Origin of the sequence: Magnetofaba australis IT-1 (assembly GCF_002109495.1) — a bacterium.
GTDB classification, from domain to species: Bacteria; Pseudomonadota; Magnetococcia; order Magnetococcales; family Magnetococcaceae; genus Magnetofaba; species Magnetofaba australis.
Genome location: NZ_LVJN01000019.1, coordinates 508186 through 528770 on the forward strand (window position 1 = coordinate 508186; position 20585 = coordinate 528770).

Annotated in this window: 16 protein-coding genes and 1 tRNA gene; 5 read left to right on the top strand and 12 right to left on the bottom strand. The window is 61.4% G+C overall.

The window, feature by feature from the left end; genetic code table 11:
• Positions 1 to 93: 93 nt before the first annotated feature.
• From MAIT1_RS11490 to MAIT1_RS11520, 6 genes are all read right to left on the bottom strand, one after another.
• Positions 94 to 636: a gamma carbonic anhydrase family protein gene (locus tag MAIT1_RS11490; protein WP_085442407.1), complete on the bottom strand. Its 543-nt coding sequence runs from the start codon at positions 634 to 636 to the stop codon at positions 94 to 96.
• 1 nt (position 637) lies between these two features.
• The gene (locus MAIT1_RS11495; RefSeq protein WP_085442408.1) at positions 638 to 1690 is read right to left on the bottom strand and encodes an SPOR domain-containing protein; all 1053 of its coding nucleotides are present in this window, start codon (positions 1688 to 1690) and stop codon (positions 638 to 640) included.
• Positions 1687 to 4293 (bottom strand): DNA mismatch repair protein MutS, encoded by a 2607-nt coding sequence (mutS, locus tag MAIT1_RS11500; RefSeq protein WP_085442409.1) that lies wholly within the window; start codon positions 4291 to 4293, stop codon positions 1687 to 1689. Before mutS ends, MAIT1_RS11495 begins: the two co-directional genes overlap by 4 nt.
• 129 nt (positions 4294 to 4422) lie before the next feature.
• Positions 4423 to 5016 carry a hypothetical protein gene (locus MAIT1_RS11505; protein WP_143814794.1) on the bottom strand — a complete coding sequence of 198 codons (594 nt, stop codon included), beginning with the start codon at positions 5014 to 5016 and terminating at the stop codon, positions 4423 to 4425.
• A gap of 107 nt (positions 5017 to 5123) precedes the next feature.
• Positions 5124 to 7745 carry an SUMF1/EgtB/PvdO family nonheme iron enzyme gene (locus MAIT1_RS11510; RefSeq protein WP_085442411.1) on the bottom strand — a complete coding sequence of 874 codons (2622 nt, stop codon included), beginning with the start codon at positions 7743 to 7745 and terminating at the stop codon, positions 5124 to 5126.
• A gap of 411 nt (positions 7746 to 8156) precedes the next feature.
• Complete coding sequence (locus MAIT1_RS11520) at positions 8157 to 8366, bottom strand: hypothetical protein (RefSeq protein WP_085442413.1); 210 nt, start codon at positions 8364 to 8366, stop codon at positions 8157 to 8159.
• A gap of 341 nt (positions 8367 to 8707) precedes the next feature.
• Between MAIT1_RS11520 and MAIT1_RS11525 the strand changes: the two genes are divergently transcribed.
• Positions 8708 to 10573 (top strand): tetratricopeptide repeat protein, encoded by a 1866-nt coding sequence (locus tag MAIT1_RS11525; protein WP_085442414.1) that lies wholly within the window; start codon positions 8708 to 8710, stop codon positions 10571 to 10573.
• A 1-nt stretch (position 10574) separates the two neighbouring features.
• Here the strand turns inward: MAIT1_RS11525 and nth are convergent, their stop codons facing one another.
• Positions 10575 to 11291: an endonuclease III gene (gene nth, locus MAIT1_RS11530; protein ID WP_085442415.1), complete on the bottom strand. Its 717-nt coding sequence runs from the start codon at positions 11289 to 11291 to the stop codon at positions 10575 to 10577.
• A 107-nt stretch (positions 11292 to 11398) separates the two neighbouring features.
• Here nth and MAIT1_RS11535 point away from each other — a divergent pair, with 107 nt between their 5' ends.
• Positions 11399 to 13435 (top strand): molybdopterin oxidoreductase family protein, encoded by a 2037-nt coding sequence (locus MAIT1_RS11535; RefSeq protein WP_085442416.1) that lies wholly within the window; start codon positions 11399 to 11401, stop codon positions 13433 to 13435.
• A gap of 297 nt (positions 13436 to 13732) precedes the next feature.
• Here MAIT1_RS11535 and MAIT1_RS21525 read toward each other — a convergent pair whose 3' ends face one another.
• Entirely contained in the window at positions 13733 to 14158 is a 426-nt protein-coding gene (locus MAIT1_RS21525; protein WP_198947870.1) for a VanZ family protein, read from the bottom strand.
• Here MAIT1_RS21525 and nagZ point away from each other — a divergent pair.
• From nagZ to MAIT1_RS11555, 3 genes are all read left to right on the top strand, one after another.
• Positions 14134 to 15276: a beta-N-acetylhexosaminidase gene (nagZ, locus tag MAIT1_RS11545; RefSeq protein WP_085442417.1), complete on the top strand. Its 1143-nt coding sequence runs from the start codon at positions 14134 to 14136 to the stop codon at positions 15274 to 15276. The two genes, MAIT1_RS21525 and nagZ, sit on opposite strands and share 25 nt — an antisense overlap.
• 24 nt (positions 15277 to 15300) lie before the next feature.
• Positions 15301 to 15699 (top strand): gamma-butyrobetaine hydroxylase family protein, encoded by a 399-nt coding sequence (locus MAIT1_RS11550; protein WP_085442418.1) that lies wholly within the window; start codon positions 15301 to 15303, stop codon positions 15697 to 15699.
• Positions 15700 to 15793: 94 nt separating this feature from the next.
• Positions 15794 to 15869: transfer RNA gene (locus MAIT1_RS11555), tRNA-Glu, on the top strand.
• A gap of 210 nt (positions 15870 to 16079) precedes the next feature.
• On the opposite strand, the gene MAIT1_RS11560 is transcribed toward MAIT1_RS11555, so the two are convergent.
• The 4 genes from MAIT1_RS11560 to MAIT1_RS11570 form a co-directional block, all read right to left on the bottom strand.
• Complete coding sequence (locus MAIT1_RS11560) at positions 16080 to 16376, bottom strand: hypothetical protein (protein WP_143814795.1); 297 nt, start codon at positions 16374 to 16376, stop codon at positions 16080 to 16082.
• Positions 16352 to 16903, bottom strand: a complete 552-nt coding sequence (locus MAIT1_RS21530; protein WP_143814796.1) for a transposase — start codon at positions 16901 to 16903, stop codon at positions 16352 to 16354. The genes MAIT1_RS11560 and MAIT1_RS21530 overlap by 25 nt, the downstream gene beginning before the upstream one ends.
• Before the next feature lie 462 nt (positions 16904 to 17365).
• Positions 17366 to 18439: a restriction endonuclease gene (locus MAIT1_RS11565; protein ID WP_085442420.1), complete on the bottom strand. Its 1074-nt coding sequence runs from the start codon at positions 18437 to 18439 to the stop codon at positions 17366 to 17368.
• A 756-nt stretch (positions 18440 to 19195) separates the two neighbouring features.
• Positions 19196 to 20449, bottom strand: a complete 1254-nt coding sequence (locus MAIT1_RS11570) for a caspase family protein (protein WP_158089449.1) — start codon at positions 20447 to 20449, stop codon at positions 19196 to 19198.
• Positions 20450 to 20585: the final 136 nt, after the last annotated feature.

Genomic DNA, 20585 nt, shown 5'->3' on the forward strand with positions numbered 1-20585 from the left:
TCGCCGCTGCAAACGCCCAATCAAAAAGCCCGTCTGCGCCATATTGGCGCAGACGGGCTTTTTTGATTGGGCGTGCGTTGGAAGCGAAGAGGGTCAGGTTGCGCCGAAAGCTTGGCGATATTCGGCGCCGAGTTTGATGTAGTTGGCGTTGATGGCCTGATTGGAGCGCAGTTCGGACTCTTTGAGGTCGCGGGCGAACTTGGCTGGCGAGCCCATCCAGAGTTGTCCCGAGGCGATCTGCTTGCCGGGGGTGGCCATGGAGCCTGCGGCCAGCATGCCGGTTTCGTGCACCACCACGCCATCGAGTACGATGGCGCCCATGCCCACCATGGCGCCGCGCTTGAGGGTGCACGCGTGCAGCGTCACCGAGTGGGCGATGTTGACCTCCTCCTCGATGATCAACGGGATACCGCCGGGTTTGAATTCGCTATCGCGGGTGACGTGGAGAATGGAGCCGTCCTGCACGTTGCTGCACGCGCCAATGCGGATGCTGTTGACGTCGCCGCGGATGACCACACCGGGCCAGATGGAGGCGTTGGGGCCGATCCCCACATCACCGATCACCACCGCGTCCGGATGCACAAAGGCGGAGGGATCGATCTGCGGGAAGATGCCGCGATAGGGGTAGAGAGGCATGTTAAAACCCTTTCCAGAGATTGGCGGGGTCCGGTTCAAAGCGCACGCGGCCTTGGATGACGGGATAGCGGGGCTGATTGCGCCAACTCTTGGAGGCGGCGAGTTGATCCCAGGCCTGTTGTGCGCTTTGGGGATCGGCAAAGGGTCCGACCCGCACCATTTGCCAGGTCACATCTGCGCTGTGCGTCTGTGTATGGATATAGGCGCTCAGACCCAGTTGACGCAAGGCTTTGGCGGTCTGGTCCGCGTACTCCCGTTGCCGGTTGGAAGAGAGTTGAATGGCGTAGGCGGCGCGAGGGGATGATGTGTGCGCAGGAGTCTGAGTCTGTGGCGCCTTAGGGCTTGGCGTATGTGTGACGTAAGATTGTTCTGCTGCGCTGGACGCTGGCGGTAAACCGGCGACCTGCTGCGCGGCGTCTGAAAGCATGTGCGCAGCTAGCGGCTCCGCGGATTGCGATTGCGCTGATGCATCAGGTTGTGGCGTCACTGCAGGCGCAGGGCGCGCCACCGCCGTTGCTGCGGGCGCGTGGGTCGCCACCACGACAGGCGCTGCGGCGGGAGCATGCAAAGGGGGGGCGGGCAGCGGCGCCAGATGCACCAGGGCCACCGTGTGGCTGCTCTGCTGCGGCAGGCGCGCATCGGGCTCTGTGGCGTGCAGGATCACTTCATCATACTCCGGGGCCAGACGCGCGCGCAGACTTTGTTGAATGTCCTGGAACAGCGCGTCGGAGGCGGCGCCCTGGGCCAATGGAGCGGTCCCGATCCACACCGGCTCGTCCACCCCAGGGCGGCGCAGCGTGATCACCGCACTGACCCCCTCGGCGTCGGCGATGATCTCCTGACTGGCTTGGTAGCGGTGCACCCGCGCCTGGGGCGGCTGATCTTGTACAAAGCGCGCTTTGGGCTGGGCAAACCAGCCGGCCCCTTGGGTCTCGGCGCCGGGGGCGTCCAGCCAGCCGATGCCGAATGCCGACTGCGGCGCAGCGCACAAGGTGACTAACGCAGCAATGGCGAGCGCAGGTTGGCGGCGCGGCGCGCGGGGCGAGGGCGTCATAGCAACTCCTTGAGTCGGTAGAGGGTCTCCAGCGCCTGTTTAGGGCTCAAGTCATCGGGATTCAGAGCGTTCAGTTCCGTCAGCGCCGGGGAAGGCGGCGGTTCAGCGAACAGGGTGAGCTGATATTCGGGCTCCGCCGCGCTCTTGTGTCCGGGCTCAACCGGGGCGCGCAGGTCGGCGCTCTCCAGATCCTCCAACACCTGTTTGGCGCGCTCGGTGACCGATTTGGGCAGTCCCGCCAGCCGCGCCACATGGATGCCGTAGGAGCGATCCGCCGCGCCGCGGGCGATGGTGTGCAGGAACAGGATCTCGTCACGCCACTCCTTCACCTGCACGGTGTGGTTGACGATGCCCGGTTTGAGCCGCTCCAGTTGCGTCAATTCGTGATAGTGGGTGGCGAACAGGGCGCGGGCGCGGCTCTTGCCATGCAGATGCTCCACCACCGCCCAGGCGATGGAGAGGCCATCGTAGGTGGAGGTGCCGCGGCCGATCTCATCCAGAATCACCAGCGAGCGCGGCGTGGCGTGGTTGAGGATGTGGGCGGTTTCGGTCATCTCCACCATGAAGGTGGAGCGGCCGCCGGCCAGATCGTCCGACGCGCCCACGCGGGTGAAGATGCGATCCACCAGCCCGATGCGCGCCTCGGTGGCGGGCACGAACGCGCCCACATGGGCCATCAGCGCGATGAGCGCCACCTGCCGCATGAGGGTGGATTTACCCGCCATGTTGGGGCCGGTGATCAGGGCGATGCGCTGATCGTCGCCATTGAGCAGGATGTCGTTGGGCACGAAGGTCTGCTCGGCAAAGCGCTCCACCACTGGATGGCGGCCGCTGCGGATATCGATGATCAGTTCATCGTCCACCAGGGGGCGACAGTAATCGAAGCGGTCGGCGGAGTCGGCAAAGCAGGCCAGCACGTCGATGGCGGCCACGGCGGCGGCGGTCTTCTGCAGTGCGGCGGCGTGCTGGGCGGTCTGTTCGGCCAGTTGCGCGAACAGCTCCGCCTCCAGCGCCAGCAGCCGCTCCTGGGCGTTGAGCAGGCGCTCCTCGGTCTCCTTGAGCTCCATGGTCACATAGCGCACGGCGTTGGCCATGGTCTGCTTCTGGATATAGCGCTCGGCGGGGACCTTGTCCAACTGCGCGTTGGTGACCTCGATGGTGTAGCCGAAGGTGCGGTGAAATTTGATTTTCAGACTGCTGATGCCGGTGGCTTCGCGTTCGCGGGTCTCCAACTGCGCCAGATAGTCGCGCCCGCTGTGGGCCATCTGTCGCGTCTCATCCAGGTCGGGGTCAAATCCGGCGCGGATGACGCCGCCATCCTTGAGCTGCGCCGGGGGCTCCTCGGCCAGGGTTTTGGTCAATAGCGCGCGCAGCTCCTCATGGCCAGTGAGGTGGCTGGAGAGCACATCCAGCAGTGAGGGGAAGCCCTCCAATCCGGCGCCCAACTGGCGATGGATCTCCGGCAGCAGATGCAGCGCCGCGCGCAGACCGGAGAGATCGCGCGGGGCCGCGCGTTTGAGCGCCACCCGCGACAGCAACCGCTCCAGGTCATGCATCTGCCGCAATGCCGCGCGCAGCGCCTCGCGGGCGTCCACCCGCTCCAGGAACCAGGTCACCGCCGCCTGGCGCACGCGGATCGCCTGCACATCCTGTAGCGGGCGGTTGAGCCACACCGCCAGCAGCCGCGAGCCCATGGCGGTGCGGCACTGGTCCATCACCCCCAGCAGGCTGACATCGCGCTTGCCGTCGCTGAGCGAGGCGTTGATCTCCAGATTGCGGCGGCAGGCGTCATCCAGCAGCATCCCTTCGCCCGGATGCAGGCGGGTCAGGGCGACGATATGGCCCAGGGCTTCGCGCTGAGTCTCCTGGCAATAGCTGATCATGGCGCCGGCGGCGCCTTGGCAGGAGGGCGAATCGCCAATGCCGTAACCGTCCAGCGAACCGGCGTGGAAGTGTTCCAACAGAGTCGCCGCGCCGTGCTTGGGGGTAAACAGCAGGTCGGCGCGGCGGGTGATGCGCTTGGCCCACACATCCATCTGCGGCGGCGGCGGCCACCCTTCAGGAACCAGCAGCTCCGCAGGTTGCAAGCGCGACAGTTCGGCGGCGGCTTGATCCCAATCGGCCAGCGCCATCACCTCAAACAGGCCGGTGGAGAGGTCCAGCGAGGCGATGGCGGGGGGCTTTTTCTTGCCATCGCCGGGGAACAGCGCGGCCAGGTAGTTGTGCGCCTTGGCCGACAGCAGGGTGTCTTCGGTGAGGGTGCCGGGGGTGACGGTGCGCACCACTTCGCGCTTGACCGGTCCTTTACTCTGCCCGGGGGGCTCCATCTGTTCGCAGATGGCCACCTTGAACCCCGACTGCACCAATTTGAGCAGATAGCTCTGCATGGCGTGCACTGGCACCCCCGCCATGGGGATCGGCTTGTCGGCGGATTTGCCGCGGGTGGTCAGGGCGATCTCCAGCACCGGCGCGGCGGTCTCGGCGTCCTGGTAGAACAGCTCGTAGAAATCCCCCATACGGAAGAAGATGAGGGTGTCCGGGTGGTCGGCTTTGACGCGCCAATACTGCTGCATCACCGGCGTGTGTTCGGCGGAGGATCCCATGGATGACCGTGCGGTTGGAGAGTGTCGAAAAATGTATTCCCAATAATCGACAAACCATACGGCCTCATGCGCCCGCAGGCAAGTTCTGGCGGGCGCGTGAGGCTCTCAAACCGGCGGCCGGGGGAAAAATTATTCGACTGTGCGCAGGCGGTAGCGCAGGCCCGGTTCGGTCACCCACCAGGCGTGGTCGGGGGACTCCAGGCAGAGGGTGGGGCCGGTCTCTGGATTTTGATCCACGCCGTGGTAGTCGGCGGTGCGTCCGTCGCTGGCGCGAATCCAGGCGGGGATGGGGTGGTTTTGGAATCGCCCAATGATGGGACCATGGGCGGCGATGCGCCATTGATCGGGGTCCAGCGCGCGCCAGCCCGCATAGGGGCCGATCTGATTCTCGGTTGCGGCGTCGTCGGGCTCATCCCACTCGAACAGAGCGGGGAACAGCGGCTCTTCCGATTTGGCGGCGTCATCTTGGGGGCGCTGTTGTGTCCGACGCGAAGGGGGAGAGGCGCCCGCATGCCCATGGCGCGCGTGGGCGTTGGGATCATCATGGGGACGATAGCGTTGCAGAATGTGGTGCAGGGCCGACCAGAATACCAGGAACAGACCCCAGAACAGGAGCAGATTGAGCAGAGCCAGGAACCCGGCTTCACCCGCGCCGCCCAACAGCGGTATCAGCGCCATGGCCAGCAGTACGCCAATCCAGAAACGTCGGGCGGAGTTCATCACGACCCCCTCTCGTTTGGCAAAAAAGTCGATTCTAGTGTATCAGACGTTTTGGATTTTGTCGCGGTTCCAGAGAATCGACTTAACTTCAGAGAGCTGCGTGAATTGTTCTACAATGGGCGGACCAGTCGCAAGCCGATCAGATCGAGCCAGTGGTTGGGCTTGAGCCAGTCGCGATTGGCGCAGCGCACATGGCGCGCTTCATTCTCCCAGGAGCCGCCGCGCAGCGCCTGATAGGCGGAGTCGGAGCTGTTATTGATGGGGTTGTCGCGCGGCGCGTGGGCATAGAAGTCCGCTTGATAGCGATCGGAGACCCACTCATAGACGTTGCCGCTCATGTCGTACAGACCCAACCCATTGGGTTGTTTGCGACCCACCGGGTGGGTGGCGCCGCTCTCATAGGGCGACTGTTTGAACCACGCTACAGATGTGGCGGGCAGGGGGCCGGACCAGGTCTGCTGCTTGCCGCCGCTGCGACAAGCGTACTCCCATTCGGCCTCGGTGGGCAGGCGGAACTGCTGGCCGGTTTTGGCGTTGAGCTTCTGAATAAACTCCTGGGCGTCCATCCAGGAGATGTTCTCCACTGGATAGAAGGGCCCCTGTTTGAACTTGGAGGGGTTGTTGCGCGACTCCATCACGCTCTCCCACTGCCCCTGAGTCACCTCATAACGCCCCATCCAGAAGCCGTTAACGCAGGTTTGATGCACCGGGCGCTCGTCGGCCTCGCCCTGGGTGGAGCCCATCTGAAAGCAACCGCCGGGCACGCGCGCAAACTGCATGCCGGTGGAGGCTTCGGTCCAGAACTGATCCATATCGCCCGCCGGAGCGGAGGGAACCAATGCGGCGCGATTGCTCTGTTGTTGTCTCGGCGTCGGCTTGGCTGCGGCGAAACCGAACTGGGCGCTCATCTGATGGCGCTCGGCGATGAGGCGCGCCTTGTTGCGCAGCAGATCGCGCCGTTGCGGGCGGTGGGCGCTCTTTTTGGCGATCTCCAGCAGGCGGCCGATGATCTGCTCAATGCCCGCCCGCGCGGCGGCGTTATCCGCCTGCTGGGCGAGAATGCGCTCATATTTTTCCAGCGCGTTGTCATCTTCTGGAGTGGTGAGGCGATCTTTGGCTAGGTTCGCCTGCGCCTGCGCCAGCAGCGCATCGAAGCGCTGCGGTGGCGCAGGCGCAGGCGGGGCGACGGGCGCGGCGGCGGGCGCGCTGGGGATGCCCGCCAATTGCCGATAGGCCACGGCGATGCGCGGGTCCCCCGGCAGAATGGAGGCGGCGGAGTCCAGATACTGCATTGCCTTGTCACGATCGCTTTCGTTCTGCGCCAAGTCGCTCAGGCGCCCGACAATGCGCGCCAAACCCGACAGGGCGTCGGGGTTGTCGGGATCGGCGGCGAGAATCTGGCGATAGCGGAACAGCGCGTTGTGTTTCTCCGGCCGGGTGAGGCGATCCGCTTGCAGGTCGGCGTCGGCTTGACGCAGCAGCACGCTGATCCACGCCGGCGCTTTGGCGGGCGCGGCGGCGGCGGGTTGTTGCGGCGCGTTGGGCAGATCGATCTGTTCGGCGCGCTGGCGCAGAATCAGCGCGCGTTGCGGGTCCAGACTCTGTTTGGAGAGCAGCAGCAGGCGCGCTTTGACCCGCTCAATGCCCGCAATAGCTTGCGCGTTGCCGGGGTCCCGCTCCAGCGCCTGGTGGAAGCGCTGAAGGGCGTTCTCCTGCGGCGGCTGGGTGAGGCGATCGCGCATCAGCAGCGATTCGGCCTGGGTCAACAGGGCGCTGGTGCGGGGATCGGCGGGGGCCGTAGCGGCGGGCGGCTCCTGCTCGACCGGTTCGCCCTCATCATCGGGCATGGGCGGTGCGGCGGCCATCTCATCGTCGCGCAGCGCATCCGGGGCCACGGCGGTGAGCGCCTCCACCATGCGCGCGCGTTGTCGCAGTTGCCCCGCACGGCTGGGCGAGCCGGTGGCGTCGGCCAGGGCCAGCAGACGATTTTTTACCCGGGTGAGGCCATCCAGGGCGCGGGGGTTGCCCGGGTCGAGGCGCAGCGCCTCTTCATAGCGCGATACGGCGTTATCGTTGGCCGGTTGGGTCAAATAGTCCTGTTGCAGCATGCTCTCCGCCTGCTCCAGGAGCGTGGTGACCGGATCCGCCGCCTCCGCTTGCGCGGCGTCCGCCATGCGGGGGGCGTCGTTTGTTGGCGCGGCGGGCGGGGCGTAGCGCTGTTTGGCGGCCTCTTCCAGGCCGGGGTAGGCGGCGGAGATGAAACGCGCGCTCTGGCGTAGCGCGCGCGCCTCGCGCGGGCCCACGCCGGGGCGACCAGCCAGGGCGTTCAACTGCGCAATAATCTGGCCGAGACCCTGACGGGCGGCGATGTTGGTGGGGTCGATAGCCAACACCTGACGGTACCGATACAGCGCGTTGCGCTCCATGGGGCGGGTGAGGCGATTGTTGGCCTGATTGGCCTGCGCTTGTTGCAGCAGATCATCAATGCGCGCCTGCTTGGCGCGGGCCAGTTGATCGGGGTAGCGCGCATCCACCAGATCGCGTGTATTGGCCACGGTGTCGCTGGTGGGTAGGGCGGCTTGAGCGTTGAGAACGTGGCGAATGGCGCTCTGGGCGTCGCCGACGTCCAGCGCTTCGCGACTGCGTCGGGTGAGGTCTTCGGCGATCTCCTGCAGCAGGCTGTGGGCGCCTTCGTGGTCAGGAGCGGCGTCGAGAATAGCGCGCAATTTCACCAGGGCGTTATCACCGGGGGGGTGGTGAAACGATCTCCGTTGACGTCTTTACGCGCCGCTTGAAACAGATCGGCGATTTGCGCCGCAGTGAGCGATTGGGCCTTGGTCTGGGCGGGCAGTGCGAGACAGAAAATAAGAAAAATAACGACTTGCCAACCGCGCCAGCGGCGCGTGGCGAAAATGGCGAAGGGACGACACATGGGCATGAATAAGCGACCTCTTCCGTGATGGGGGCGCGGCAAAATCCTGGGGCGATTTTGCGACTCGAGGCAGGCTCATGCAAGGTGGGAAATCGAAAACCGACGCCGCAGGCGTCTCTACGGCAGCGCAACGAACTGCGGCGCCGATGTCGGCGCCGCAGCATAATAGAGAGGAATTTCGCAGGAAAAGCGTGCGTGACGCGCGGAAACGTTATGCGCGCACGCTACGGGCTAAATCGGAGATGGCGACTTGATAGGCCACGGAGTCGCGACGGGCGGCGGCCTCCACTTTGGCGTCGGCGCGTTCGCCGTAGTGCTTGAGCAGGTCGCTTTGCACGGCTTTGGAGTTGGCTTGGGCGCTCTGTTTGAGCTGCGCGGTGGCCAGATTCGCCGCGCTGTAAGTCAGTTGGCGCACGGACATGGATCGCTCCTTTCGTTCGTATGCGCAGCGGGCGTCATACGGCGAATAGCTGCGCTTCGCCAGAGGCGAAACGCGACGAAACAGCATCCATGCAGTGGGGGAAGAACCGGCCCAGGCGCGGAACTCTGCGCTGGGACGCCTTGCGATTGCGCACGTTCCTGAATGCTGAATCGCAGGCGTTATGTTCATCAGTTTTACGTGAAATGAGATAAAAATGCAATGCTTTTCAACGTTGTTGGGAAGACCCTGTGCCATTGGCGTCGAACACGGTTATTCTGCCCGCTGGCGCCCTGTTGAAGCGATGCTGTGGCGCATGTCCTTTGGTCACCAGGAGAGTCCGCATGCAGGCGTCAGCGCCCGAATCATCCACCACGACCGCATCCGCGCCTCCCGCGCGCTCTGAGGCCTTCAATCAGCGCTTGATCGCCTATGGTTTGCTGCTGTTTAGCGTGCTGCTCTACGCCAAAGTGACGCAGTTTGGTCTGATCAACTATGACGATCACCACTACATCACCTACAACCAATCGGTTCAGGATGGCTTTACGCTCAAGGCGTTGTGGCGGGCTCTGACCAGCGATATGGGGCTGGGGCACTGGATGCCGGCATTGTGGATCAGCTACATGCTGGATGCGGAGATCTACGGCGAGTTTTTGGTCCAAGGCGCGCATTTGACCAACATCCTGTTGCACGCGGCCAACGTCTATCTGCTCTATTTCTGGCTGCAGCGCGCCACCGGACGCACCGGTTGGGCGGCGACGGCTGCGCTAATCTTCGCCGCGCATCCTCAGCATGTGGAGGCGGTGGTGTGGGTCACCGAGCGCAAGGAGGTGCTCAGCGCCCTGTTTGGTCTGGGCAGTCTGCTGGCCTACTGGCGCGCGCATCAGGAGAGCGGGCGCAGCGCTCGGCGATGGCGACTGTTCTCGCTGGGGTTGTTCGCCTTCAGTCTGATGTCGCAGCCCAAGTGGATCACGTTGCCGTTTCTGTTGGTGCTGGTGGATCTGTGGCCTGGCGGGCGGCCGCTCTCCTGGGCGCTGTTGCGCGACAAAATCCCGTTTTTTGGGGTGATGATTCTGTCGGCGGCGGTGACTCTGTTGGTGGCGACGGAGACCGCCACCGGCTTGGCCAGCCTGGAGCAGATCCCCTTAAGCATGCGTCTGTGGCATGTGACGGTTTCGTATAAAGAGTACCTGCTGATGGCGTTCTATCCGGCTGATCTGGCCGGATTCTACTCTTATCCCATGGCGGGGCATCCCTTCTCGGAGCGCATCGCCAGCGCGCTGTTGCTGCTGGGCGTCACCGGCGTAGCGCTGTGGCGGTGGCGCGTCAATCCGTGGCTGCTGGTGGGGTGGCTGTGGTTTTTGGGCTCGCTGTTTCCGGTTTCCGGCATCGCCCAGATCGGCGCCCAGGGCATGGCCGACCGCTTTACCTACCTGCCGCACATGGGACTCTTCATCGCCGTGGTCTGGCAGGCGGGGTGGTGGTTGTCGCGTTGGCGCGTCAATCTGCGCGCGCAGGCGGCGATTGCGTTGGCGGCGGCCCTGCTGTATGGCGCCAATGCGTTCGTCTACATGGGCCAGTGGCGCGACAGCATCACCTTGTGGAACAGCGCGATTCAGGCCCGTGGCGAACACTACTTTGTGAACGGTTTGTTGGCGCGGGCCTATTGGGGCGAAGGCGATGTGGTGATGGCGGGCAAAATGTTCGAAAAGGCGTTGGCCGAACAACCCAACGATCTGCAGTATCGCCTGGGCGCGGCGGACATGCTGCTGCTGCAGGGGCGGGTTCTGAGCGCGTTGTCTTACCTATATGATGCGCAAAGAGTTTTTCCCGATAACGCTAGAGTGCTGCTGCGTCTGGGGTTGACGTTGATGCGCAATGCGCAGTTCGCTGAGGCGGCGCCGGTGTTGGCGCAGGTGCGGGAGGGCAAGGTGGAGTGGGATCCCACGGCGCGCCTGAAACAGGATGGCATGATCCGCGAAGCGGCGTTCAATCAGGCGGTGGCGCTGGTCAAGTTGGGGCGCGTGGACGAGGCCGCTGAAGCGTTCAATATCGGCTTTGAAGAGGAGCGTGAGAGCAAACAGGTTTCGCGCTGCCGGTTTGTGGATTTTCTGCGCCAGCAGCCGGAAGGCGCAGCGCAGAGCGTGCAAGCGACCTGGACGCGCTGGTGTGCGGGGCGGGATCTGAGCGACCCCGCCGCAGCGGAGTGATTTAGGTCTTTTTTGTGGCTTTGGCCGCGCGCTTGGCGCGGGACGTCTGAGACGCAGCGGCGGGCTTGGCCGCCTTTTGGCGCTTTTTGAACTCATCGCACCAGGCGGTGATATCGCACGCGTCGCACTGCGGCGCGCGCGCCTTGCATACATAACGCCCGTGCAGAATCAGGTGGTGGTGGGCGTGCAGGGCGTGTTCCGGCGGCACGATCTTGAGCAACTGCTGCTCGGTGGCGTCGGGGGTTTTAGCGTGGGCCAGCCCGGTGCGGTTGGCGACGCGAAACACATGGGTGTCCACCGCCAGGGTGGGGTGGCCGAAGCCGACGTTCATCACCACATTGGCGGTTTTACGCCCCACCCCGGGCAGCCGTTGCAACGCCTCCAGGTCCTCCGGCACTTCGCCGCCAAATTCGTCGATCAACATCTGCGACAGGGCGTAGATGTTCTTGGCTTTGTTGTTAAACAGGCCGATGGTGCGAATCTTCTGCTTGATCCCCTCCACCCCCAACGCCACCATCTTCTGCGGCGTGGGCGCTGCGGCGAACAGTCCCGGGGTGGCCTTGTTGACCCCCACATCGGTGGCCTGGGCCGACAGCGCCACCGCCACCACCAGCTCAAACGGATTGCGAAAATCCAGTTCGCTCTTGGGGTTGGGGTTGTTGGCCGCCAGGGCGTCAAACAGCGCCTGGATATCCGGTTTACTCTTCTTGCGCGGCATGGCGAATCTCATCTTCTCGGTTCACGATTCAGCGCGCCTTGGGGGCGTCGCGTGGGGCTGGTATAACAGATTTTGATATTTTCAAACACCATTTGGAGTTCTTGATCATGTCCCCAGTTACGCATCAGAGCGTCTGTCCGCTGGACTGCCCCGGGGCCTGCGCCCTGCGCGTGCAAACCGGCGCAGATGGCCAAATCACCAAAATTTCAGGCGACCCCGACCATCCGTTCACCCAAGGAGTGATCTGCGGCAAGGTCTCCCGCTACAGCGAGATTCAGCATGGCCCGCGCATTCTGCAGCCCATGCGCCGCAACGGCCCCAAAGGGGTGGCGGATTTCGTCCCCATCTCCTGGGACGAGGCGTTGGATCGCATCGCCGAGGGCTGGGGGCGGCGCATCGAGCAGCACGGCGCGCAGACCATCTGGGCGCACTGGTATGGCGGCACCATGGGCGTGGTGCAACGCTCGGCGGTGGAGCGTCTGGTCCATCGCGGCGGTTTTTCGCGCATGCGCAAAACCCTCTGCTTCGCCATCGCTGCGGCGGGCTGGAGCGCCGGGGTGGGGCGCGGTCTCGGCCCCTCTGCGGAGGATCTGGCCGAGCAGAGCGACCTGATCATTCTGTGGGGCATCAACGCGGTCTCCACCCACATCAATCTCATGGGCTTTGTCAAACGGGCGCGGGCGCGGGGCGCGCGGCTGATCGTGGTGGACCCCTACCGCACCCGCACCGCCAAACTGGCCGACTGGCACATTCAGCCGCGTCCGGGAACCGATGGCGCGCTGGCGCGGGCGCTGATGGGGGTGATGCTGCGCGAGGGGCTGGCCGACCGCGACTATCTGGCGCAGTTGACCGACTTCGATGACGCCGTGGACGCCCACATGCAAGCGGCCACGGCACAATGGGCGGAAGCGATCACCGGCGTTCCGGCGGCGGATATCGACGCCTTTGCGCGCGAATATGCGGCGGCGTCCGCGCCGTATATCCGCATTGGCATCGGCATGACGCGGCAGAACAACGGCGCGGTCAACCTGCATGCGGTGTCGTGTCTGCCTGCGCTGGTCGGGGCGTGGAAAAAACGCGGCGGCGGCGCGCTGCTGGAGACCGGCGACGCCTTCAAAGCGCTCAATCTGGATGCGGCGCGCGGCGCGCAGTGGATCGACCATGAGACCCGCGTGCTGGATATGTCGCAGATCAGCCGCATTCTCACCGACGAGAGCCTGGAGACGCCCATCACCGGCCTGCTGGTGATGCACAGCAATCCGGTGGGCTCCTGCCCAGACTCCAGCAAGACCATTCGCGGTCTGTGTCGCGACGATCTGTTCACCGTGGTGCATGAGCAGGTGATGAGCGACACCGCGCGCTTTGCCGATATTCTGCTGCCCGCCACCACCTTCCTGGAGCATGACGACCTGTATAAATCCTATGGGCAGTACACCGTGCAAAGCTCGGATGTGGTTGTTCCGCCTAGCGGCGAGGCGCTCTCCAATCACGACTTCATCAATCGGCTGGCGCAGCGGATGGGCTGGGATGAGCCCGGCTTCCAGATGGACGCCAAGCAGATGCGCGCGCAGATGTTGGCCGATAGCGGCCTGCCGCCGCTGGAAGCGTGGCCGCAGCCGTGGTTGGATATGACCCCGGACGAGGAGGCGCGCCACTTCCGCAACGGTTTTGGCCACGCCGATGGGCGTTTCCGCTTCAAGCCGGATTGGGGCGATGCCGCGATGCCCGCCATGCCTGATCACTGGGCGGTGAACCGGCGCGATGATGCGCAATCGGCGCAATATCCGCTGGACTTCATGACCCCGCCGGCCCATGAGGTGCTCAACACCACCTTCACCGCCTCGCAGAAGGCGCGTGACAAGCGCGGCAAACCAACGCTGTTGCTGCATCCCGATGACGCGGCCGCGCGGGGTATCGTCGATGGCGAGCGGGTGGTGGCCTACAACGCTTTGGCGCATCTGGTGTTCATTGCCAAGATCAGCGATGTGGTTCGGCCCGGGTTATGTTTGACCGAGACCAACTATGCGGGGGAGGAGTTCGAGCAGGGGGTGGGCCCCAATGCGCTCTCCCATGCCGACCCGGTGGTTCCGGCGGGTGGTCCGGCGTTTCATGACAATCGCGTCGAGGTAGCGAAAGCTTCGTAGGGCGAGGGGAAGAGTTAAGATATTGAGGGCTGCGCCCTCAAACTCCCCTAACACCGTGGGGCGCTGCCCCACGCCCCGCTGGGGGCGCGGCCCCCAGACCCCGGAAAATCGCGCCAATAAATGTCCCGATTTTCCACCTTTACTTCGTGCCTGCGCAATAAAATTGGAGATTGATCAAAACTGTGTCCCGCTCGGAGTAAAACTAACGAGGGTCCAGGGAAATCATTTCCCTGGCGGGTCACGGGCAGAGCCCGTGCGGGTCCAGGGCAGCGCCCTGGCGGGTTGAGGGCGGAGCCATCATGGGGTCTGGGGCGAAGCCCCAGTCTCTTTCAACTTGCCATATTTTTTAAGCGCCCAAACCGCCAAGATGGCCCCCGCCACATCGGCGAGCCAGTCCCAGATGTCGGCGTAGCGGCTTGGGACAAAGGTTTGATGCCACTCGTCGCTGGCGCCATAGAGGGCGGCGTAGAGCGCGCCCCACCATTCGGGTCGCGTCAGAGCGGTGAACAGATGCCGCGCACAGAGGGCGGCGCTGATCGCCAGCAGGGCGTAGATGCTGGCGTGAATCGCCTTGTCGATGTGGGGAATCGGCGGCATCGGCGCGGTGATGGGGCCGCTGGAGAGATGAAAAATCACCCCGCTCAACAGAGCGGTGATGAGCAACCAGAACAGGCCGCGCAGCGGTGAGGAGAGGCGCAGTGGGGGAGACTCAGACGGTGACATTGGACTTTTCCGTGCAGCAGGAGGCGGCGCGCTATCTGGTGATGGGATTGGCCGGATGCGCCTTGAGCGATGAAGAGACGGCATTTCTGCGCGCGCGTCAACCGGCTGGGGTGATTCTGTTCTCGCGTAATATCGCCGATCTGGATCAGGTGCAGGCGCTGATTGCTTCGGTGCAGGATGCATGCGATATCCCGCCGGTAGTCTGGATCGACCAGGAGGGGGGGCGGGTGCAGCGCCTGCGCGATCCGCTCACACCCTATCCCAGCGCCCAGGCGTTTGAAGTTCAATTTGACGACGATCCCGAACAGGCCTTGAGTCTGGCGCGGCTTACCGGCTGGCTCAACGGGGTGGAGTTGGGGCACATGGGCATTGGCGTCAACTGCGCGCCGGTGCTGGATATCCGTCAGGCGGGCGCCAGCGACGTCATCGGCGAACGCGCCTTCGGTTCCGACCCTGATGTGGTGGCGGCGCTGGCGGGGGCGTGGCTGGGCGGTTTCACCAGCACCGGGCTGCTGGCGGCGGGCAAACACTTTCCCGGTCACGGGGCGGCGCTGGTGGATTCCCATAAGGAGTTGCCGCGGGTGGAGAAGTCCGCCGAGGAACTTGCTGAGTGGGAGTTTGTCCCTTATCTCAGTCTGCTGGGCCAACTGCCCATCATCATGACCGCGCATCTGGTGATGAGCGGCCTGGATCGCGCGCAACCGGCGACGTGGTCGCGGGAAACCCTGACAGGCTTGCTGCGCGAGCAGTGGGAGTATGATGGGCTGATCGTCTCCGACGCCCTGGAGATGCAGGCGCTGGAGGGCGATATGGCCGATCGGGCGCGACGCGCGGTGGCGGCCGGGTGCGATCAAGTGCTGGTCTGCACCGGCCAGCTGGCCGACGCCGAGGCGGCGCTGGACGGCGTGGAGCAGGCGCTGGCGGGCCTGTCCCAGGCGGAGCGCGACGCCAACCTGGCGCGGCAGGAGCATATCCTGCACAATGCGCGCATCGCCCCCGGCCCGTGGCGCGATCTGTTGCAGGACGCCACCTACCGGGCCGCCCGCGAGCGGGTCAGCCTGCTGGCGGGCGAGGCGCTGGCGCTGGATCCAACCGAGGCTCTGTCCGAGCCCGGATGAACCGTAACAAGGATGACGCACACTATGAGCATGACGTACAAAGCCAAACACATCCCCACCCAGTTCAAGCAGAAGCGCGCCGAAGGCGTGGTGGAGACCACCTGGGACAATGGCGAGAGTCTGACCTTTACCGATGAAGAGCTGCGCGTGTTCTGCCCCTGCGCCGACTGTCGCGGGCATACGCCTGACCAGGCCAAACTCATCGATGGCAAGCAGGGGGTGAAAATCACCGGCATCGAGGCGGTGGGTCACTATGCGGTGAAGATCTCGTTTTCCGACGATCACGACTCCGGGCTCTACTCCTGGGATATGCTCTACGATCTGGGCGTGAACAAAGCGGCCTATTGGGAGAAGTATCTGCAGGATCTGGAGGCGGCGGGCAAGCGTCGCCGCCCGTCGGTGTTCATGATCAAAACCGTCTGATCGGAGCGATTGCGGTCGGGATGCGTCGCCGATGAAATTTTTGCTTGCGTCCGCGTCCCGGCCCCGGTATAAAGAGCGTCCTTTCAGAGCGTGCGTCCCGTTCGTCTAGAGGCCTAGGACACCGGCCTTTCACGCCGGTAACACGGGTTCGAAACCCGTACGGGACGCCAATAAAATCAAATGGTTGTATGGTTGTCTGTGGAGTGCTTGTCTAGATTTTCACAAATAAACGCCCCCAGACAGCCATACACATCATTTGATTTTTTGCAGCCCTCCTCCTCTCTCCTGGACTCCCCCCATAGCAAATTATTGAAGTCACTCCTGTGAGGGAAAGCTACATTATATGTCGCGCCCTAACAGCCCGTTGATAAAACCAGCCCTCAGCGGCGGCGCATAACCATCCCGGCCACCGGCACGATTTCTCTTTGCGGCCCGATGATAGCCAACAGAACCACCGTAACATCAGCAATCACATCCTGAGCGACGAGAACAAGCAATATTGGCTCGTCTGCCCACCCCTTCGGGGTCCCAACGTCATATTTTGACCGCATCAGCAGAGCCAGGTTGAATTCGGCCACATGGATTAGATAGCGTTTATGCACGTTCTCCCGGCCACGCAGGTAAACCCGGCCGCGATTTGTAAGGATCCCCTTCAGGGGACCCAGCAGTATGACCATAGCAGACCCAATGGCCCTAAAAATTTTGTGCGGAAATTGGGGATTATCTGGCAATGCGTACCCGGCCTCGAGACCAGAGACTCGGAGCATGAAAAATAGCCGCAATAGTCGACGAAGAGTTTCTCTCCGGCGAGATGCTCCTGTCGCATCACCAGGTCGATGCCGCCGCGCCATTCTCGGTAGAGTTCGCAGAAGCGGCTGTACTGCAGCCCCTCGGGATGGCGCTGTTTATACTCATCCCAGAGCAAGGTCAGGGTAACGCCCTTGCGCTTCAACTCCAGATGGATAGGGGGCCAGTGTGGCAATGATGGGGGCGCGGCGGCGCGTAACGCGGGCTCAGGAAACAGCAGGCGCTCAAGCGCCGCGTCGTCTAGATTTTCTGGCAAAGGCCTGGTGAGACCCGCACGTTTGGCCCTGGATAGATATTCGGAGACTGCGGTCCGCCCAATACTCGCGCTCTCGGCTATGCGCCGATTGCTCAAGCGGGATTCCAATTTCAGTCGCAGGATTTCCTTGATCTTGCGCATGGATAACCTCTGTTTGGGCAGCTCCAGCCTCCCCCATGAAATGGCGAGAAAGAATTGGAGTATGCCAGGTTATCTGTGTCTTGATCGCTCCTGAGATTCCCCCTTCGCCGGGGTGGCCGCTTTACGTCGGAATAGGTGGCCGGATTGAATCGGAATCAGTGGCCGTTTTGCGTCGGAATCACTGGCCGCTTTGCACCGGAATACGCAAAAGAAAGGAGCTACATGTTCACAGCTCCATTCTCCACACTCATGTCCGCTTTTGATAGAAGCGGACTTCAGACACTTCTTCCGGACGAACAGGAAGTCCTCACCGTCATACTCGCCCTTTCAGATATCGCAGTATTCAGATATCTGGAAGAGCGCATTCCCATCCATAGAGCTCCAACATTCTCTGTGTCCTGAGCGTACTTCAGGTTCCTGAAATGGGACCTTCCCTGATTTCAGGGGAATGATTCGTGCGAATCAGGTGGCCGCTTCCAGACCAAGCATTTGCGCCAAAATTGGAATGTCATCGTGATGGGTCAGGAATACTCCCGATGTTTGCGCCAATTCTTTAGCCGCTCTGGTGTAACCAGCATTACTCATAACAATTGCAAACTGGGTATCGTAATGAGCTTTCGCGGTATGCACTTCTTGCACTGCCTTATTCCCAACTGGAGATGAATATTTCTTGCACTGAATCGCGACCCGCTTACCATTATAAGTAGCTATGACATCTACACCTTGATCCGCGGAAGCTTGAGTCACTGAAGCTTCCCACCCATTTTCTTTCAATCTGTCACTGCAATAATACTCATACTCGAATCCATCAAGGCCATCAACATCAACATTTGTAGACACAAGGTTCCTTGAATAATCTTCCACAATCAGTTTTATAAACTCTATTATTTCGTTTCTATTATGATCATATGTTATCCAGAGACCAGGCTCTGCAATTTTGTTGAATACATCGTCTGGTATTGTTTCAAGTGACATTGATGTAGCAGGGTCTATAAAGTCTCTGCATACAACATTATCATAAAAATATGATAACGCCTTACTCCACCCATCATCAATAATATTTCCATATGAGTCAGTCCTTTGAGAAACTTTCATCTCCCTGTGTAAAGATGCCACATTATCCCTGACAATTGCTTCTATTTTTTTGTATCTCTTTGCACGCAAAAACTCGATCAAATATAAAACACACCTTCTTGCAAATCTTGGCAAGTCATCTATGCTTGATTTTTCTAGGATATCATCACTATAAACATTGAGAGCAGTCGCATACTTGTCACTCCAGACAAATTTATCGTAGTCAACAGGCAGATGACACGCAATAAACCTTACATCCGGTGGCAAACTATTTCTTATGCTAGAACTGTTTATTAGAATCAAAAAGGGACTTGTGATTATTACAGAAAACCATACCGCTAAGAGTATTAGTGCTAGATTAGATTCTCCACTTGAATTTCCACCAATAAAGGGGATCAAAACAAAACCAAAAAAAATCATTCGACCCCAGTTTTTCCAATTGAAAATTTTATATCTAATCATAGCTATCACCTAACATTCAATAACTTCACGGATTCATAACTGTGAAGACTTCCTTCACAAATTCTCAGCTATTATAGATCACGAGTACGCCTCGTCATAGATATCTCGCACCAGCCGCCCCAGGTACGACCGGAGTAACTATGGCTAAATGCCCCCCAATCCGCAAGACTTCCGATCTCTGAGTCGAGCATTATGAGATAATCGTTGGCGATTTAGATCGTTCTGGACACCTACGGGTTTTCACAAATGGTGCAAGACGCCTCTGGATTTGACTATGCCCGTGGATGCTATACTCAAGTCCGCTTCTTGAAAAAGCGGTATTCAACCAATCCTGTCTAAACACCTGATATCAGGAGAATATTCAGCCATTCATAATTTGGCATTGGCTTCTGATGTCCGGTCCAGAAGGATCCCCCTCCATAGCGGTCATCAAATTTCCGCCTCTCAGGATACCCTCCCGCCTAGCACGGGGGCAAAGGTAAGATGGCGACCACCCGTCCCTGCGTGGTCATTCGGACACCTCGACGGTGAACACGCCCATCTTGCTGTACTCGATGAAATTCCTCACCACCAACCACATCACAAATCTATCTATATGTGTTTGATTGAATTCCAGAAAAAAAAACGCAAAATAGATACCCCCAAAATTACCCCCGGATTTTATTCTTATTTCACAGCAACGAGGATAAACAGACGAACGGTGCGTTGGGTGAACAGGATACTCTTCCGAAAAAACGGCGCAACAGGACGTGGAGGTCAGGGGCGAGCGACAAACAGGAAATCGCCGCCGTCGTGCCCGGCCTTGCGAATGTCGGCGTACTCCGGGGTCTGGTCGGTGTTGACCATCACCGGACGGCGCACGCGGCTGAACAGCGACATGCCATCCATCACCCCGGCGTTATCACGCAAGGCTTCCAGGAAGGCCGAAGCAAACACCGAATGGCCCATCTTTCCGCCCGCGTCGGCCACCGGCTCCAGACCACCCGAGGCCAGTACCACGCGCGCACGCTTGCGGGCGATGCGCTCAAGATAGCCCGGCGTCTGAATGCGCACCTTCAGCCCCCGCGTCAATTTACCGGAAAAGCAGCTATCAGCCACCACCATCGCATGTTTAGCCTTGATCGCCTTAAGCGCAGTGGTCAGCGAGGCGTTGGAAATCCAGTTGACTGTGTCGCTTTCGGTGGCATCCACCGGTAGCCAGTAACCTTGATCCCCCTCCTGGTCCAACCAACCGTGACCGGCGTAGTAGATCAACAGATTGTCGCGCTGCGTGAGGCGGTTGCGATAGGCGGTAAGCGCCATAAGAATCTCGCCGCGCGAGGCGTTCTCCAAGGTGCGGGTCTGAAACCCATAGCGCTGCTCAAGCACCTGCGCCACGGCGCGCGCATCGCTCACGGCGGTCTTCAGGCGCGGCAAGGACCGGTAGTCGTTGATGCCGATGATCAGGGCGTGATATCGCCCAAAATCCACCCCCGCAGGTACATCCATGGAAGGCGTCAGAGCGGTGCCCTCCGGCGGCGTCAGGGGAGCGGTCCCGCCCAACTGCGCCGCGCCCAGGTCACTGCCTGGATTGGCGGCGGGCTCTACGCTGGCCAGTTGCTGTTCAAGGATGGTGAAGAATTGCACCACGTTCTGCCCGCCCTTACCCCAATCGATCAACTGCGGGCTGGTGCTGGTCACGTCCACCTGCACCCGACCATGGCGCCGTTGCACCAGCACCTTTACCTGATCTCCGAAGGTGAGCAAGTTCAGCGGCGTGCTGGCGGTAATCAAGCCCTGACTGGCGCTGCTCTGCGCCAGATTCCAGCCGAGCAGATGCACCGTCTGCACGGCGCTATCAAACACGCTTTGATAGGATTGCGCATATTTGCGCGAGGCAGGCGCTTGCTTGAGCCCGGAACTGGCCACGCCCTGGTGGGACGAGGTGGTGGATGTCATGCAACCGGGCAGGATAGCCAGGAGCGCGCACGCCATTGGCAGGGCGATCAAACGACGTCGAAATGGGGGCATGAAATCTTTCCGCATTAACCTATCCTGAATCGGTGACTTCTTTTGGAGCGCGTTGATCGAGCGCGCCTACGAGCGTTTCAAACCGGTTTTTTGCCTTCCGAATTGGTGTGAGCCCCCATTCTCAGCGGCTTTTGAA